Raw genomic sequence first — 13,931 nt, 5'->3', positions numbered from 1 at the left:
GGTCAGCTGACGCTGACCGTACTTTTTTATGAAACTGGGAGATTAGCCGCGGTTCTTGCGGGCCACGACAGTGGCGCCGGACAGCAGGCACACAGCGGCAGCCAGAGCCACCACGTACACCATCACCTGGGCGGAGTCGCCAGTCTGGGGCACGTTGTTCTCGGGCTTCTCGGTGGTCTGAGGCTTGTCAGTGGTCTGAGGCTTATCGGTAGCCTCGGGCTTGTCGGTGGTCTCAGGAGCGCCACCGGCGGTGAGGCCGTTCATGGCGTCGCTCAAAACAGCCACAGCGGCGTCCACAGTGGCCTGGTCGTCCTCAGAGAGGGACTCGTTGGCCATGACAGCCTGAGCGTTGGCCAGAGCGGTGCGGAAGGTGGCCACGGCGGCCTCGCTGGCCCCGGTGGTATCCATGTTCGCAGCCTGAGCAATCAGGTCTTCCAGGATGGACTTGTCAGCCTTGAAGCGCTGGGCCAGGATGGCGTTGAACAGAGCATCTGCCACGGGCTGGATGTCCTCGTCCATGGCGTCGCCGTCAGCGTCCACTTCCTTGGCAGCGGCCAGAGCGTCCACCAGGGTCTGCCAGTTGTCCTGGACGTACTTGTCCTGGTCGGGGATCATGCTCTCAGCCTTGGCAATCAGCTGCTCCAGCATGGTCTTGTCGCCCTGGGTGAGGCCCAGGCCCCAGATGCCCTCCAGCAGGGCGTCCCAAGCGGCGTCGATCTCGTCCTGAGTGGCGTTCTCCTTGTCCAGCACGATCTTGGCGTTGGCCAGAGCGGTCTCAAAGGCGGCCTTGGCGGTGTCAGTGACGCCCTCGGTGGACAGGGTCAGAGCGTAGTCATAGGTCTTCTGCAGCAGGACCTTGCTGCCGGCAATGATGGGGTGCACATTGCGCTCGGCCGTCTCGGGCAGAGTGGAACCGAAGGCGGCGATGACGTCGGCCACTTCTTCTGCCACGCTGGCATCGGTCTGAGCCTGGGGCACGTCGCTCCAGATGCAGAACATGGCGCCCACGGGGTCCTCGATGGTGCCGCCCATGAAGTTGTTGATGTCAAACTGGCTGGCCTTGTCGGCGGTGCACTTGTTGCCGCCCACGATCCAATACCAGTCGCCGTGGGTGTTCACCAGCTGGTGGCCCTGCTCAGCCAGGAAGGCGGGCTTGGCCACGTCATAGCCCCACCAACCGGAGGACCAATAGCAGATGATGATGTCCTGATCGAAGGTGCCCTGATCGGTGGTGTTGTCGTAGTAGATGCCGTCGTTGAAGGCCATGGGAGTCATGCCGGCCTCCTTGACCATGGCGGACACCTCATTGACGTACTTGATAAAGTCATCGTACTGGCCATTGGCTACCAGCTTGGGGAAGCCCATGCTGCCGGTATCGTTGGCGTACTCGTCCACACCCATGTTGAACAGGGTGCAGCCCTTGTCGGCGAAGTAGGTGATGTACTTCTGGAGGAACGCCTTGGTGAAGCTGGTAGCGGTCTCGTTGGTGATGTCAATGGTGCGCTGAGAGGTGCCATAGGCGCAGTCCACGCCAGTGAGGGCCTCAGCGGTGTCCAGGATGGCGTCCATGTGGCCGGGGGTGTTGATCAGAGGCACGATCTCCACGCCCTTGGTGGCGGCGTAGGACAGGATCTCGTTCATCTCGGCCTCGGTGAGCTCGTCCACCTCAAAGTCGCTGTAAGCCTCGTTGCCAGCGTGGATGGCGTCGGAGACCTGCTTGTCGGTGTAGGTAGTGCCGCCCACGGTCAGGGTCATGTCGTCCAGCAGGAAGCGCATACCGTCGTTGCCCAGACCCAGCATCACATAGTGCATGCCAGCGGAAGAAGCGCTGTCGATGATGGACTTCAGGCTGTCCACGGAGAAGTACTTCCGGCCAGCGTCCACCATGACAAAGGACTTGTCATACTCGTTGAGAGAGGCGTCGCCGTGGACGTGGCGCTCGGGAGTCTCAGGCAGAGCGGAGCCAAAGGCAGCGATGACGTCGGCCACTTCTTCTGCCACGCTGGCATCGGTCTGAGCCTGGGGCACGTCGCTCCAGATGCAGAACATGGCGCCCACGGGGTCCTCGATGGTGCCGCCCATGAAGTTGTTGATGTTAAACTGGCTGGCCTTGTCGGCGGTGCACTTGTTGCCGCCCACGATCCAATACCAGTCGCCGTGGGTGTTCACCAGCTGGTGGCCCTGCTCAGCCAGGAAGGCGGGCTTGGCCACGTCATAGCCCCACCAACCGGAGGACCAATAGCAGATGATGATGTCCTGGTCGAAGGTGCCCTGATCGGTGGTGTTGTCGTAGTAGATGCCGTCGTTGAAGGCCATGGGAGTCATGCCGGCCTCCTTGACCATGGCGGACACCTCATTGACGTACTTGATAAAGTCGTCGTACTGGCCATTGGCTACCAGCTTGGGGAAGCCCATGCCGCCGGCATCGTTGGCGTACTCGTCCACACCCATGTTGAACAGGGTGCAGCCCTTGCTGGCGAAGTAGGTGATGTACTTCTGGAGGAACGCCTTGGTAAAGCTGGTGGCGGTCTCGTTGGTGATGTCAATGGTGCGCTGAGAGGTGCCATAGGCGCAGTCCACACCGGTGAGGGCCTCAGCGGTGTCCAGGATGGCGTCCATGTGGCCGGGGGTGTTGATCAGGGGGATGATCTCCACGCCCTTGGAATCGGCATGGGACATGATGGCGTCCATGTCGTCCTCGGTGAGCTCGTCCACCTCAAAGTCGCTGTAAGCCTCGTTGCCAGCGTGGATGGCGGTGGACACCTCTTCGCTGGTGTAGGTGGTGTCACCCACAGTCAGGGACATGTCGTCCAGCAGGAAACGCATACCATCGTTGCCCAGACCCAGCATCACATAGTGCATGCCAGCGGAAGAAGCGCTGTCGATGATGGACTTCAGGCTGTCCACGGAGAAATACTTACGGCCAGCGTCCACCATGACGATGGACTTGTCGTAAGAGCCCTCAGTGGCAGTTGTGGTGGTCTCCCCACTGCCCTGATTGGCGGCAGCGGCGGGGAGCAGCATGCTGGCAGCCATTGCAGCAGACAGCAGGATGGGCATAGCCCGTTTGAATAGTTTCACTACTCTTACCTCCTTGTGGTACATAAACTTCCTTTACCTACGCACGTTTTATCAATCATCACAGCCCGAGCCGTCGCTCTATGGCTGCTCTATGGCCTGGGGCAAAGCCGTGCACATCATCGGGAACGCCGGTCCGCGCTCCCCCTTCCATTCTCCATCCTTCACCTGCCTTACCTGGAAGTTGCAGCTGCCTTCCCCCATATAAAACTAGTGGAAACGCATAAATCTCCATGGTAATTCTGGTATAGTTTACCACGACATCACCAGGTTGTCAACATTTCCCCACAAAATGTCAGCTTTTATTGGGTTTTGTCCTCTGTCCCGGAAAAAAGGGCAAAAAAAGACCCGCCATCGGCGGGTCTTTTTTCCAGCATTTGCTTGTCAGTGAGGGGCTCAGCCCGTCTCGCCGGGGAGGTTGACCTCCGGCATCAGCTCCTGGCTGACGATGGCCAGCATCTCCTCCAGCTTGTCGCACTCCTCGGGGCTAAAGCGCTCTTTGATGCGCTCCATGACCTTTCGAATGTAGTCGGTGCTGACATTGTAGTAATCCCGGTATTTCTGGGTCACTTGCAGGTGGTATTCCCGCTTGTCCTGCTCCGACTGCACCTTGGTCAGGTACCCCTTGCGCACCAGACTGTTGATCTTATAGGCCGCATTGGGGGGTGAGATGCGCATAAAGGTGGCAAACTCGTTGACGGTGGGGGTGCCCAGGGCCTGGATGGTCTCCATGGCGAAGGTCTCCACCGTGGTCAGGCTGGCCTCCCGATTCTGAAAATGGGCGAAAATCTCCTGGTAAAAATGGAGCTTAAACTTGGTATACACCGCTCCGAATCGCTCCTCCAACATTCCGTTGCCTCCGTGTCCGTCTGTTTTATGGTACATAGTTCCAGATTTCACACAAAAGCCCGGTAATTTACTTGCCCAGCGCCAGGGTGAGCTCGGCGGTGACGGCCACCTGACCGTCCACCACAGCCTTGGCTTCCGCCACGGCCACGGGGCCTTTCTGTTTGATGATGGTGCACTCCAGCTCCAGCACGTCGCCGGGCACCACCTGGCGGCGGAAGCGGGCGTTCTTGATGCCGCCGAAGAAGCCCAGCTTGCCCCGGTTTTCCTCCATGGACAGCACGGTGATGCCGGCCACCTGGGCCAGGGCCTCCAGAATGAGCACACCGGGCATCACGTGGTACTGGGGGAAGTGGCCCTGGAAGAAGGGCTCGTTGACGGTGACGCACTTGATTCCCTTGGCCCACTTGCCCTCTTCTCCGTCCACGATCTTGTCCACCAGGGCGAAGGGATAGCGGTGGGGCATGATCTGGGCGATCTCATTGGAATTGTACTGCATAGCCTTTAGCCCTCCCACTTCTTCATGAGCACGCAGGCGTTGTGGCCGCCGAAGCCCAGGGAGTTGGACAGAGCGCAGCGCACGGTAGCGTGGCGGCCCTGGTTGGGCACGATGTCCAGGTCACAGGCGGGGTCGGGCTCTTGGTAGTTGATGGTGGCGGGGATGTAGTCCTCCTTCACGGCCAGAGCGGTGAAGATGGCCTCCACGCCGCCGGCAGCGCCCAGCATGTGGCCGGTCATGGACTTGGTGGAGCTCACGGCCAGCTTGTAGGCGTGGTCGCCGAACACGGTCTTGATGGCGGCGGTCTCGCCGGAGTCGTTGAGGGGGGTGGAGGTGCCGTGGGCGTTGATGTAGTCCACGTCCTCCGGCTTCATGTCGCCGTCGGCCAGGGCCTGAGCCATGGCACGGGCGCCGCCCTCGCCGTTGGGGGCGGGTGCGGTCATGTGGTAGGCGTCACAGGTGACGCCGTAGCCCACCATCTCGGCGTAGATCTTGGCGCCACGGGCCAGAGCGTGCTCCAGCTCCTCCAGCACCAGGATACCAGCGCCCTCGCCCATGACAAAGCCGCTGCGGCGGGCGTCAAAGGGCACGGAGGCGGCGTTCTTATCCTCTCCGGTGTGGAGAGCCCGCATGGTGGTAAAGCCGCCGATGGACAGCGGGGTCACGGCGGCCTCGGCACCGCCGCACACCATCACAGTGGCGTAGCCGTCCCGGATGTGGCGGAAGGCATCGCCCACGGCGTTGGAGCCGCCGGCGCAGGCGGTGACGGGGCAAGTGCACATACCCCGGAAGCCCAGGTCGATGGCAATGAGGCCGGCACCCATGTTGGCAATGGCCTCGGGGATGTAGTAGGGGTTGACCCGGTCGAAGCCCTTCTCCAAGCCACGGGTCTGCTCGGCCTCGGTGGTGCCGATGCCGCCCACGCCGCTGGAGACGATGACACCGCACTGGGTCAGGTCCAGCTTCTCCTTCTCCAGGCCGCTGTCGGCAAAGGCCTCCCGGGCGGCCACCATGGCAAACTGGGCATAGCGGGCCATGTGCTTGACCTCCCGCTTATCCAGCACGGTGGTGGGGTCCCAGTTCTTCACCTCGGCGGCCAGCTTCACCTTGCGGTCGGTGGGGTCATAGAGGGTAATGGTGTCGATGCCGCACACGCCCTCCTGCACTGCCTGCCAGCTCTCCGCCACGTTGTGGCCCAGGGGGTTGACAGTGCCCATGCCAGTGATGACAACTCTGCGTTTGTTTCCCATAATTTCCTCCTTGTCTGGTCACATGCCCATGCCGCCGTCCACGCTGAGCACCTGGCCGGTGATGTATCCGGCCCCGTCGCTGGCCAGGAAGGCCACGGCCTTGGCCACATCTTCGGGGGTGCCTGCCCGGCGGGCGGGGATGGTGGTGAGCATGGCCTCCCGGGCCTGTTCGGGCAGGGCGGCGGTCATATCGGTGGCGATGTAGCCGGGGGCCACAGCGTTGACAGTGATGCCCCGTCCGGCCAGCTCCTTGGCCAGGGACTTGGTCATACCGATGACGCCAGCCTTGCTGGCGCAGTAGTTGACCTGGCCGGGGTTGCCCCGCAGGGCCACCACGGAGCTGAGGTTGACGATGCGGCCATACTTGGCCTTCATCATGGGCCGGGTCACCGCCTTCATGCACAAAAAGGTGCCTTTCAGGTTGGTGCTCACCACGGCGTCAAAGTCCTCTTCCTTCATGGTCATGGCCAGGCCGTCCCGGGTGATTCCGGCGTTGTTGACCAGGATGTGCACCCCGCCCAGCTCTTTGACGGCGGTGTCCACCAGGTTCTTCACGGCCTCGGCGTCGGTGACGTCACCCTTGAAGCTGCGTGCCTCCACACCCAGCTGGGTGAGGGCAGCCAGGGTCTCCTGAGCAGCGGCGTCGTTGCCGGCGTAGGAGAACACCACATTGGCCCCCTGGGCGGCCAGTTCCAGGCAGATGGCTCGGCCAATGCCCCGGCTGCCGCCGGTGACGATGGCCACTTTTCCCTTCAATGACATGGTCGAATCCCTCATTTCAGTGCCTGGACCAGGGCCTGAACGTCGGCCACGGTCTCCACGGCATAAGTCTTGATCTCGGGGGTGGTCTTGCGCACAAAGCCGCTGAGCACCTTCCCCGGTCCGATTTCTACGATGGTATCCACACCCAACTCAGCCAGACGGCGGATGGTGTCCTCCATGTACACGGAGGACTGAACCTGGCGCTCCAGCAGGGCGGGAATGGTGTCGTCGGGGCCCTTCTCACGGCCCAGACAGTTGAAGAGCACGGGCACCTGCATCTCGCCAAAGGTCTCCCCTTTGAACTTCTCCGCCAGAGCGTCCCCGGCGGGCTTCAACAGAGGGGTGTGGAAGGGTCCGCTGACCTTCAGGGGCATGCAGCGGCGCGCGCCCATCTCCTTGGCCAGGCGGGCGGCCTCGTCCACCGCCTCCTGGTGGCCGCCGATGACCAGCTGACCGGGGCAGTTGTAGTTGGCGATGCACACCACACCCAGAGCGCTGGCCTGCTCACAGGCCTGCTCCAGCTTCTCCCGGTCCAGGCCCAGCACGGCGGTCATGCCGCAGGGCACGCCCTTGGCGGCCTCGGCCATCACCTTGCCCCGGAAGGCCACCAGGGAGATGGCCTGCTGAGGGTTGAACACCCCGGCAGCCTGGAGGGCGGAGTACTCGCCCAGGCTCAGGCCTGCCACGTAGTCGGGGCGGATGCCCTCATGGTTGAGAATCTGGGTGACGCCTACGGCGAAGGCCACCATGCAGGGCTGGGTGTACCGGGTCTCATTCAAAACCCCCTGGCTGTCCTGGAAGCTGACCTCTTTGACATCAAAGTCCAGGTCCGCCCCGTCCAGCACGGCCCGGAACTGGGGGTAGGTCTCGTACAGGTCGGCACCCATGCCCGGGTGCTGGCTGCCCTGTCCGGCATACAAAAACGCAATGCTCATCCCTGCATCTCCTTTACGGTCTTGTCATAGCCTGCCATCAGATCCTCAAAAATCTGGCGCAGGGGGCGCACCTCATGGACCATACCGGCCACCTGACCGGCCATGAAGCTGCCGGTGTCCACGTCGCCGTCAAACACAGCCCGGCGCAGAGAGCCCAGAGTCAGCTTCTCCAGCTCCTCCAGGGGCAGGTGATCCTTCTCCATGCGCACATACTCCCGGGCCATCTTGTTCTTCAGCACCCGCACGGGAGCGCCAGTGGTGCGGCCGGTGACAATGGTGTCGGTGGCGCTGGCCTTGATGACCGCCTTCTTGTAGTTTTCATGGATGGGGCACTCCTCGCTGGCCAGCAGGCAAGTGCCGATCTGAGCGCCGCAGGCGCCCAGGGCAAAGGCGGCGGCCAGCTGACGGCCGTCGGCAATGCCGCCGGCGGCGATGACGGGGACGGACACGGTGTCCACCACCTGGGGCACCAGGGCCATGGTGGTCATCTCACCCACATGTCCGCCGCTCTCGGTGCCCTCGGCGATGAAGCCGTCCACACCCAGACGCTCCAGGCGCTTGGCCAGGATGGGAGCCGCCACCACGGGGAAGACCCGGATGCCCGCCTCTTTCCAGGCGGGGACGTACTTGCCGGGGTTTCCGGCGCCGGTGGTGACCACGGCCACCCCCTCCTCCACCACGACCTTGGCCAGGTCGTCGATGTGGGGGTTCATGAGCATGAGGTTGACGCCGAAGGGCTTGTCGGTGTGCTCCTTGGCGATGCGAATTTCCTTCCGCAGGGTCTCAGCGTCCCAGCCGCCGGAGCCCACCAGACCCAGAGCGCCGGCGTTGGACACAGCGGCGGCGAAGGCGCCGGTGGCGATGTTGGCCATGCCGCCCTGAATCAAAGGAAACTCAATTCCCAGCAGTTCATTTAACTTCATATCTGTTCAATCCTCCATTCTCAGCCCTGGGCCACTTCCAGCAGAGCGCCCGCCCAGGTCAGTCCGCCGCCGAAGCCCACGCACAGGACCTTATCTCCGGGCTTCACGTCTCCGTTTTGCACCAGCTCGTCCAGCAAAATGGGTACGCTGGCCGCCGAGGTGTTGGCGGTATGTTCGATATTGCCGGTGCACTTGGCCGGGTCTACCCCCAGCTTCTTCACGGCAAAATTGATGATTCTCTGGTTGGCCTGGTGGAGCACAAAGCGGTCCACCTGGTCCAGGGTGATGCCCGCCTTCTCCGCCACTTCCCGGGCGCACCGGGGCAGGGCCTCCACGGCGAAGCGGAACACATCCTGTCCCTCCATGTGAATCACAGAGGGCTCACCCTTGTTGACCCCGGGGATGGTGAGCACCCGGTCGTTGCCCCGGCAGCCCAGCACGGCGTGGATGGAGGGGTAGTCCTCCCGCCACTGAACCAGGGCAGCGCCAGCGCCGTCTCCGAAGAGCACGCAGGTGCTGCGGTCCGTCAGGTCCATGACCCGGCTGAGCACCTCAGCCCCCAGCACCAGGGCGTACTTGCGCTTTGCGGCAGCCAGCAGGCACTCGGCCGTGTGCAGGGCGTAGACAAAGCCGGAACAGGCGGCATTCAAGTCAAAGCAAATGGTGTCCTCCTGGAACCCCAGCTCCTTTTGCAGCACGCAGGCGGTGGCGGGGGTCAGGTGATCCTGGGTGAGGGTGGCCACCAGGCACACCCCGATCTGCTGGGGGTCAATGCCCCCCCGCTCCAGGGCCTTGCGGGCGGCGTCCAGACACAGGCTGGTGTGGCACTCCTCCCCCCGACAGTGGTGGCGGGCACCGATGCCGGTGCGGGTCCGAATCCACTCGTCGCTGGTGTCCACGATTTTCTCAAAATCCTGGTTGGTTATGACATGCTGGGGCAGGGCACTGCCCGTGGCCAGCAATTTGATGCCACTCATGTGCGCTCCTTTCTCAGGGCCTTTGCGCCCATGGCTCTAAATTTTTCATATCGACCGGTGAACAGGGCGTGGCCGCTCATGCGGCTCAGGCCCGCCAACTCCTCCTGGAGCACCCGGTCCAAGGTGTGTACCATAGCGGCCACATCGGTGTGGGCTCCGCCAGCGGGCTCAGGGATCACCCGGTCGATGACCCCCAGCTCCAAGAGGTCGGCGGCGGTGAGCTTCATCACCTCGCAGGCCTCATCGCTCCTCGAGGCGTCCTTCCACAAGATGGCCGCAAAGCCCTCGGGAGAGAGGACGGAATACACGGCGTTTTCCAGCATCAGCACCCGGTTACCCACGCCCAGAGCCAGGGCGCCGCCGCTGCCACCCTCTCCGGTGACAATGGCGATGGTGGGCACGGTGAGGGCGGACATCTTGGCCAGCATCCGGGCGATGGCCTCGCCCTGGCCTCTGGCCTCCGCCTCCAGGCCGGGGTAGGCGCCGGGGGTGTCGATGAAGGTGATCACCGGGCGGCCAAACTTCTCCGCCTGGTCCATGAGCCGTCCGGCCTTGCGGTATCCCTCGGGGTTGGGCATGCCGAAGCGGCAGGCCATGCGCTCGGCCAGGTCCTTGCCCTTGCGGTGGCCAATGACGGTGACGGGACGGCCGTGGAACAGGCCGATGCCGCCGAAAATACTGGGGTCCTCCCCGCACAGGCGGTCCCCTTTCTGCTCAAAAAAGTCGGTAAACAGGCCCTGGACATAGTCCACCACCCCGGGACGGGCGGTGTTGCGGGCCAGCGCCACGCGCTCAGCAGCGGTATACTCAGCCATCCCGGTTTGCACCTGCCTTTCCATGGAGCTTCAGCAGCCGGATGAGGGTCTCCCGCATCTGACTGCGGGGAACCACAGCGTCCAAAAAGCCGTGCTCCAACAAATATTCTGCGCTCTGGAAGCCCTCGGGCAGCTCCTGGCCGATGGTCTGCTCAATGACCCGGGGCCCGGCAAAGCCGATGAGAGCCCCCGGCTCGGCCAGCATGATGTCGCCCAGGCTGGCAAAGGAGGCGGTGACGCCGCCGGTGGTGGGGTGGGTGAGCACCGAGATGTACAGGCCGCCCCGGCGGGAGAACCGCTCCAGGGCCGCCGAGGTCTTGGCCATCTGCATCAGGGACAAAATGCCCTCCTGCATCCGGGCTCCGCCGCTGGCGGCGAAGAGGATGAGGGGCAGCCGGGACTTGGCGGCCTGCTCCACCAGCCGGGTGACCTTTTCACCCAGGGCGGCGCTCATGCTGCCCATAAAGAAGCGGCTGTCCAGCACGCCCACCGCCACTTTCGTGCCGCCAATGCGGCCCAGAGCGGTGACCACGCCCTCGTTCATGCCCGTCTTGGCCTGGGCCTTGGTCAGCTTCTGGCGATAGCCGGGAAAGTCCAGGGGGTCGGCGGAGGCCAGCTCCTCGTCCAGCTCCCGGAAGCTGCCCCGGTCCAAAATCTGGCTCAGGCGATAGTAGGCGCCAATGGGGTGGTGGTAGCCGCACAGGGGGCACACGTACCCCGCCGCCACCAGGTCCCGGTGGGGCACCTCGCCGCCGCAATTTTTGCACACCTCACTGCTGTGGGGGTGTACCGAGGCGGACACGCTGTGCATGGCCTTCAGGGCCAGCAGCTTCTGTCTGCGCCGTTGAAACACAGAACTCATGCCTTCTTCTCCTCCTCAGCAGGATTGCTCCAGGCCAGCAGGGTGTCCAGATTGGCATCCATGAACCCGGTGTGATAGCTGCCCCGGACAAAGTCGGGGTGATACAAGATCTGGTGGAGCAGATCAATGTTGTTGGTGGTGCCCTCAATGACCAGCTCCTCCAGGGCCCGGCGCATGCGCCGGATGGCGTCCAGCCGGGTGGGGGCGTGGACGATAATCTTGGCCATCATGGAGTCGTAGTAGGGGGGCAGGTCGTAGCCGCCGTACAGGCCGCTGTCCACCCGCACCCCGCAGCCGCCGGGCATGTGGAGAAAGTCCACGTGGCCGGGGGTGGGCCGGAAGTCGTGGGTGGGGTCCTCGGCGTTGATGCGGCACTCAATGGCGTGGCCATGGAGCTGTACCTGGTCCTGAGTCACCGACAGGGGCAGCCCGGAGGCCACCCGAATCTGCTCCCGCACCAGGTCCAGCCCGGTGACCATCTCGGTGACCGGGTGCTCCACCTGGATACGGGTGTTCATCTCTATGAAGTAAAACTCTCCTTCCGGAGAGAGGACAAATTCTACCGTACCGGCGTTGACGTATCCGGCCGCCTTGGCCGCCGCCACCGCCGCCGCCCCCATCTTCTCCCGCAGCTCGGGGGTGAGGGCCTTGGAGGGGGATTCCTCCAACATCTTCTGGTTGCGCCGCTGGATGGAGCAGTCCCGCTCCCCCAGCTGGATGACATTGCCCTGCCCATCGGCCATGATCTGGAACTCGATGTGGCGGGGGTTGACGATGAGCTTTTCCAGGTACATCTCATCGCTGCCAAAGCAGGCGATGGACTCGCTGCGTGCCTCCTGGAACAGGGGGATGAGCTGGTCGGGCTCGTAGACCCGGCGCATGCCCCGTCCGCCGCCGCCGGCGGCGGCCTTGATGAGCACGGGGTAGCCCATGGCGTCGGCCAGGGCCTTGGCCTGCTCGGGGGTGTCCACCGCTCCGTCGGAGCCGGGCACCACAGGCACCCCGGCCTGCTGCATCAGCTTACGGGCGGCGGCCTTGTTGCCCATGTTGCGGATGACGTCCCCGGAGGGGCCGATGAAGGTGATGCCCGCCTGGGCACAGGCGTCGGCAAAGTCGGCGTTCTCCGACAAAAAGCCATACCCGGGGTGGAGGGCGTCACAGCCCGTCTGCTTGGCCACGGTGAGAATGGCGTTCATATTTAAGTAGCTGTCGGCCGAGCGGGCGGGGCCGATGCAGTAGGCCTCCTCCGCCAGCTGCACGTGGAGGGCGTCGGCGTCCCCCTGGGAGTACACCACCACGGGCTGGATGTTCATCTCCCGGCAGGCCCGGAAGATGCGCACGGCGATCTCGCCCCGGTTGGCAATGAGAATGCGTCGAAACATGCCGCTCACCCTTCCCGGTAGCGAATCAGGTTCTGGCCATAGGACACCAGGTCGCCATCCTGGGCCAGTACCTCCTCCACCACGCAGTCACAGGGGGCCTTGATCTCGTTCATGGTCTTCATGGCCTCCACCAGGCACAGCACATCGCCCTTTTGCACCTTCTGCCCCGGCTTGACGTAGGGCTCTTCCCCGGGGGCGGAGGCGGCATAGAAGGTGCCCACCAGGGGGGCGGTGACAAAGGTGCCCTCTTCCACAAGGTCTGCCATAGCCTCAGGTGTGGGAATGGTGGAAACACCCACCACAGAAGCCATCGGGGCGGCGGCCACCGTCACGTTCTTGCCCAGCTCCAGGGAAAAGTCCTTGCGGGTCACCTTGAGAGTGGTCAGCCCACTCTGGTCAAAACGAGCCATCAGCTCGTAAATTTCTTGATTGGTCATAGCTCCTCCTTTTGGAAAAAAGGCACCGGGGTCCCCGGTGCCATTGCTTTTCCTCTTTCGATTAGCCCTGGTGGCTCTCCAGATAGTTCACCAGGTCGCCCACGGTCTTCATCTGGGGCAGAGCCTCGTCCTCGATGGTCACACCGAAGGCCTCCTCCAGAGCCATGGACAGCTCCACAGCAGCCAGGGAATCGGCGTCCAGGTCCTCAGCCAGACGGGCGTCCATGGTCACCTTGTCGGCGTCACAGTTGAGAGTCTCCACAATGATGTCGCGAATCTGCTCGAAATCCATATTGACAGCTCCTTTAAATTTGTGTTTTTTGAATTTAGTTAAAATTATTTAAGTAAAATAATTTAAGTACATTGTAGCACCATCGCCCTCAAAGTCAAGGGGTGATTTTAAGTTTTACAGATTCATGCAGGTTCCATAAAGTTCGACGTTTTATCATAGTGGAGGTGCACAACAAAAATTCCCAGGTGGGGAAGTTGCTGGTTGCGAACTTCCCCGCCCCCTCTCCCTTTCGCGGGAGATTGCCCTTCTTTTTCTCCTTGGCACAGGCTTGCCAGCCAGGCGGGGACGCTCCGCTGGGCCCGATTTCTCAGCGATGAGAAATCGGGGAAAGAATCGCCAAAGGCGGGGCCTTCCCCCGCCTTGTGGAATCCACCCCGCGGTGCTGGGTGTCCCTGCGTCCTCCTTGTTTCGGCCCTTGGCCCGGTGGGGTCACATAGATGGCATGGAAATTCTACCTAAAATATCTGCTTCTCTGTGAGGCTGTCTTTCTACCGCCAGGGCCTTATCCTGGGGAACCGCTGTTCCCAGCGATTGGGAGCCTGGCTCCCGGCGGCGGGAACGCCGCTTCTCCAAGGTAGGCCCGGACGTGGAAACCGCCCGGTTATAGGGCCAGCTGCCAAGATAGCCTGGTGTGGTGGCAGAACTAGGCGCCACAGCAAAGGTGACGGGCCGAATTTAGACTTGACGCAGGTCCAGCCTCGTACCCCAGGGAGGTTCTTAGGGGGGAACGCCCTAAGCGGGTTTTGGTTCCTTTTGACCGAGCAAAAGGAACCCCCAGCGGGGAGCGTCCCCACCAGGCTGGCAAGCCGGAACCATGGGCGGTTAGACGGTCAAACTCATAAAAAAGGAGGAAGCCCCCGGCTTCCTCCTTCT

Annotated in this window: 13 protein-coding genes; all 13 read right to left on the bottom strand. The window is 62.8% G+C overall.

The window, feature by feature from the left end; translation table 11 throughout:
* Positions 1-42: 42 nt before the first annotated feature.
* Positions 43-3,081, bottom strand: coding sequence for a family 20 glycosylhydrolase (locus tag E0L15_RS03325; RefSeq protein WP_168124540.1), 3,039 nt, complete (start codon positions 3,079-3,081; stop codon positions 43-45).
* A gap of 393 nt (positions 3,082-3,474) precedes the next feature.
* Entirely contained in the window at positions 3,475-3,927 is a 453-nt protein-coding gene (locus E0L15_RS03320) for a MarR family transcriptional regulator (protein WP_168124539.1), read from the bottom strand.
* 67 nt (positions 3,928-3,994) lie between these two features.
* Positions 3,995-4,423 (bottom strand): 3-hydroxyacyl-ACP dehydratase FabZ, encoded by a 429-nt coding sequence (gene fabZ / locus E0L15_RS03315; protein ID WP_087234227.1) that lies wholly within the window; start codon positions 4,421-4,423, stop codon positions 3,995-3,997.
* 5 nt (positions 4,424-4,428) lie between these two features.
* Positions 4,429-5,673: a beta-ketoacyl-ACP synthase II gene (gene fabF, locus E0L15_RS03310; RefSeq protein WP_168124538.1), complete on the bottom strand. Its 1,245-nt coding sequence runs from the start codon at positions 5,671-5,673 to the stop codon at positions 4,429-4,431.
* Between the two features lie 18 nt (positions 5,674-5,691).
* Complete coding sequence (gene fabG / locus E0L15_RS03305; protein ID WP_087371617.1) at positions 5,692-6,435, bottom strand: 3-oxoacyl-[acyl-carrier-protein] reductase; 744 nt, start codon at positions 6,433-6,435, stop codon at positions 5,692-5,694.
* A gap of 11 nt (positions 6,436-6,446) precedes the next feature.
* Complete coding sequence (gene fabD, locus E0L15_RS03300) at positions 6,447-7,370, bottom strand: ACP S-malonyltransferase (RefSeq protein ID WP_168124537.1); 924 nt, start codon at positions 7,368-7,370, stop codon at positions 6,447-6,449.
* Complete coding sequence (locus E0L15_RS03295) at positions 7,367-8,293, bottom strand: nitronate monooxygenase (RefSeq protein WP_087392025.1); 927 nt, start codon at positions 8,291-8,293, stop codon at positions 7,367-7,369. The genes fabD and E0L15_RS03295 overlap by 4 nt, the downstream gene beginning before the upstream one ends.
* A 20-nt stretch (positions 8,294-8,313) precedes the next feature.
* Entirely contained in the window at positions 8,314-9,270 is a 957-nt protein-coding gene (locus tag E0L15_RS03290) for a beta-ketoacyl-ACP synthase III (protein WP_168124536.1), read from the bottom strand.
* Complete coding sequence (locus E0L15_RS03285) at positions 9,267-10,085, bottom strand: acetyl-CoA carboxylase carboxyltransferase subunit alpha (RefSeq protein WP_168124535.1); 819 nt, start codon at positions 10,083-10,085, stop codon at positions 9,267-9,269. The genes E0L15_RS03290 and E0L15_RS03285 overlap by 4 nt, the downstream gene beginning before the upstream one ends.
* Positions 10,078-10,947: an acetyl-CoA carboxylase, carboxyltransferase subunit beta gene (accD, locus tag E0L15_RS03280; RefSeq protein WP_168124534.1), complete on the bottom strand. Its 870-nt coding sequence runs from the start codon at positions 10,945-10,947 to the stop codon at positions 10,078-10,080. Before accD ends, E0L15_RS03285 begins: the two co-directional genes overlap by 8 nt.
* Entirely contained in the window at positions 10,944-12,329 is a 1,386-nt protein-coding gene (gene accC / locus E0L15_RS03275) for an acetyl-CoA carboxylase biotin carboxylase subunit (protein WP_087234242.1), read from the bottom strand. The genes accD and accC overlap by 4 nt, the downstream gene beginning before the upstream one ends.
* A gap of 5 nt (positions 12,330-12,334) precedes the next feature.
* Positions 12,335-12,766, bottom strand: a complete 432-nt coding sequence (accB, locus tag E0L15_RS03270; RefSeq protein ID WP_168124533.1) for an acetyl-CoA carboxylase biotin carboxyl carrier protein — start codon at positions 12,764-12,766, stop codon at positions 12,335-12,337.
* A 61-nt stretch (positions 12,767-12,827) separates the two neighbouring features.
* On the bottom strand, positions 12,828-13,058 hold the full coding sequence (gene acpP / locus E0L15_RS03265) for an acyl carrier protein (RefSeq protein ID WP_087234246.1): 231 nt from the start codon (positions 13,056-13,058) through the stop codon (positions 12,828-12,830).
* Between the last annotated feature and the right edge of the window lie 873 nt (positions 13,059-13,931).

This window comes from Pseudoflavonifractor sp. SW1122, from assembly GCF_012027765.1.
GTDB classification, from domain to species: Bacteria; Bacillota; Clostridia; order Oscillospirales; family Oscillospiraceae; genus Enterenecus; species Enterenecus faecium.
The sequence above is the reverse complement of the archived record's forward strand: the minus strand, read 5'-3'. Positions and strand labels throughout refer to the sequence as shown.

What these genes read in the sequence shown, in the direction of transcription:
- fabZ (WP_087234227.1), bottom strand. Translation starts at nt 4,423, where the DNA reads ATGCAGTACAATTCCAATGAGATCGCCCAGATCATGCCCCACCGCTAT.
- fabD (WP_168124537.1), bottom strand. Translation starts at nt 7,370, where the DNA reads ATGAGCATTGCGTTTTTGTATGCCGGACAGGGCAGCCAGCACCCGGGC.
- fabF (WP_168124538.1), bottom strand. Translation starts at nt 5,673, where the DNA reads ATGGGAAACAAACGCAGAGTTGTCATCACTGGCATGGGCACTGTCAAC.
- acpP (WP_087234246.1), bottom strand. Translation starts at nt 13,058, where the DNA reads ATGGATTTCGAGCAGATTCGCGACATCATTGTGGAGACTCTCAACTGT.
- E0L15_RS03285 (WP_168124535.1), bottom strand. Translation starts at nt 10,085, where the DNA reads ATGGCTGAGTATACCGCTGCTGAGCGCGTGGCGCTGGCCCGCAACACC.
- accD (WP_168124534.1), bottom strand. Translation starts at nt 10,947, where the DNA reads ATGAGTTCTGTGTTTCAACGGCGCAGACAGAAGCTGCTGGCCCTGAAG.
- E0L15_RS03295 (WP_087392025.1), bottom strand. Translation starts at nt 8,293, where the DNA reads ATGAAGTTAAATGAACTGCTGGGAATTGAGTTTCCTTTGATTCAGGGC.
- accC (WP_087234242.1), bottom strand. Translation starts at nt 12,329, where the DNA reads ATGTTTCGACGCATTCTCATTGCCAACCGGGGCGAGATCGCCGTGCGC.
- accB (WP_168124533.1), bottom strand. Translation starts at nt 12,766, where the DNA reads ATGACCAATCAAGAAATTTACGAGCTGATGGCTCGTTTTGACCAGAGT.
- fabG (WP_087371617.1), bottom strand. Translation starts at nt 6,435, where the DNA reads ATGTCATTGAAGGGAAAAGTGGCCATCGTCACCGGCGGCAGCCGGGGC.
- E0L15_RS03320 (WP_168124539.1), bottom strand. Translation starts at nt 3,927, where the DNA reads ATGTTGGAGGAGCGATTCGGAGCGGTGTATACCAAGTTTAAGCTCCAT.
- E0L15_RS03290 (WP_168124536.1), bottom strand. Translation starts at nt 9,270, where the DNA reads ATGAGTGGCATCAAATTGCTGGCCACGGGCAGTGCCCTGCCCCAGCAT.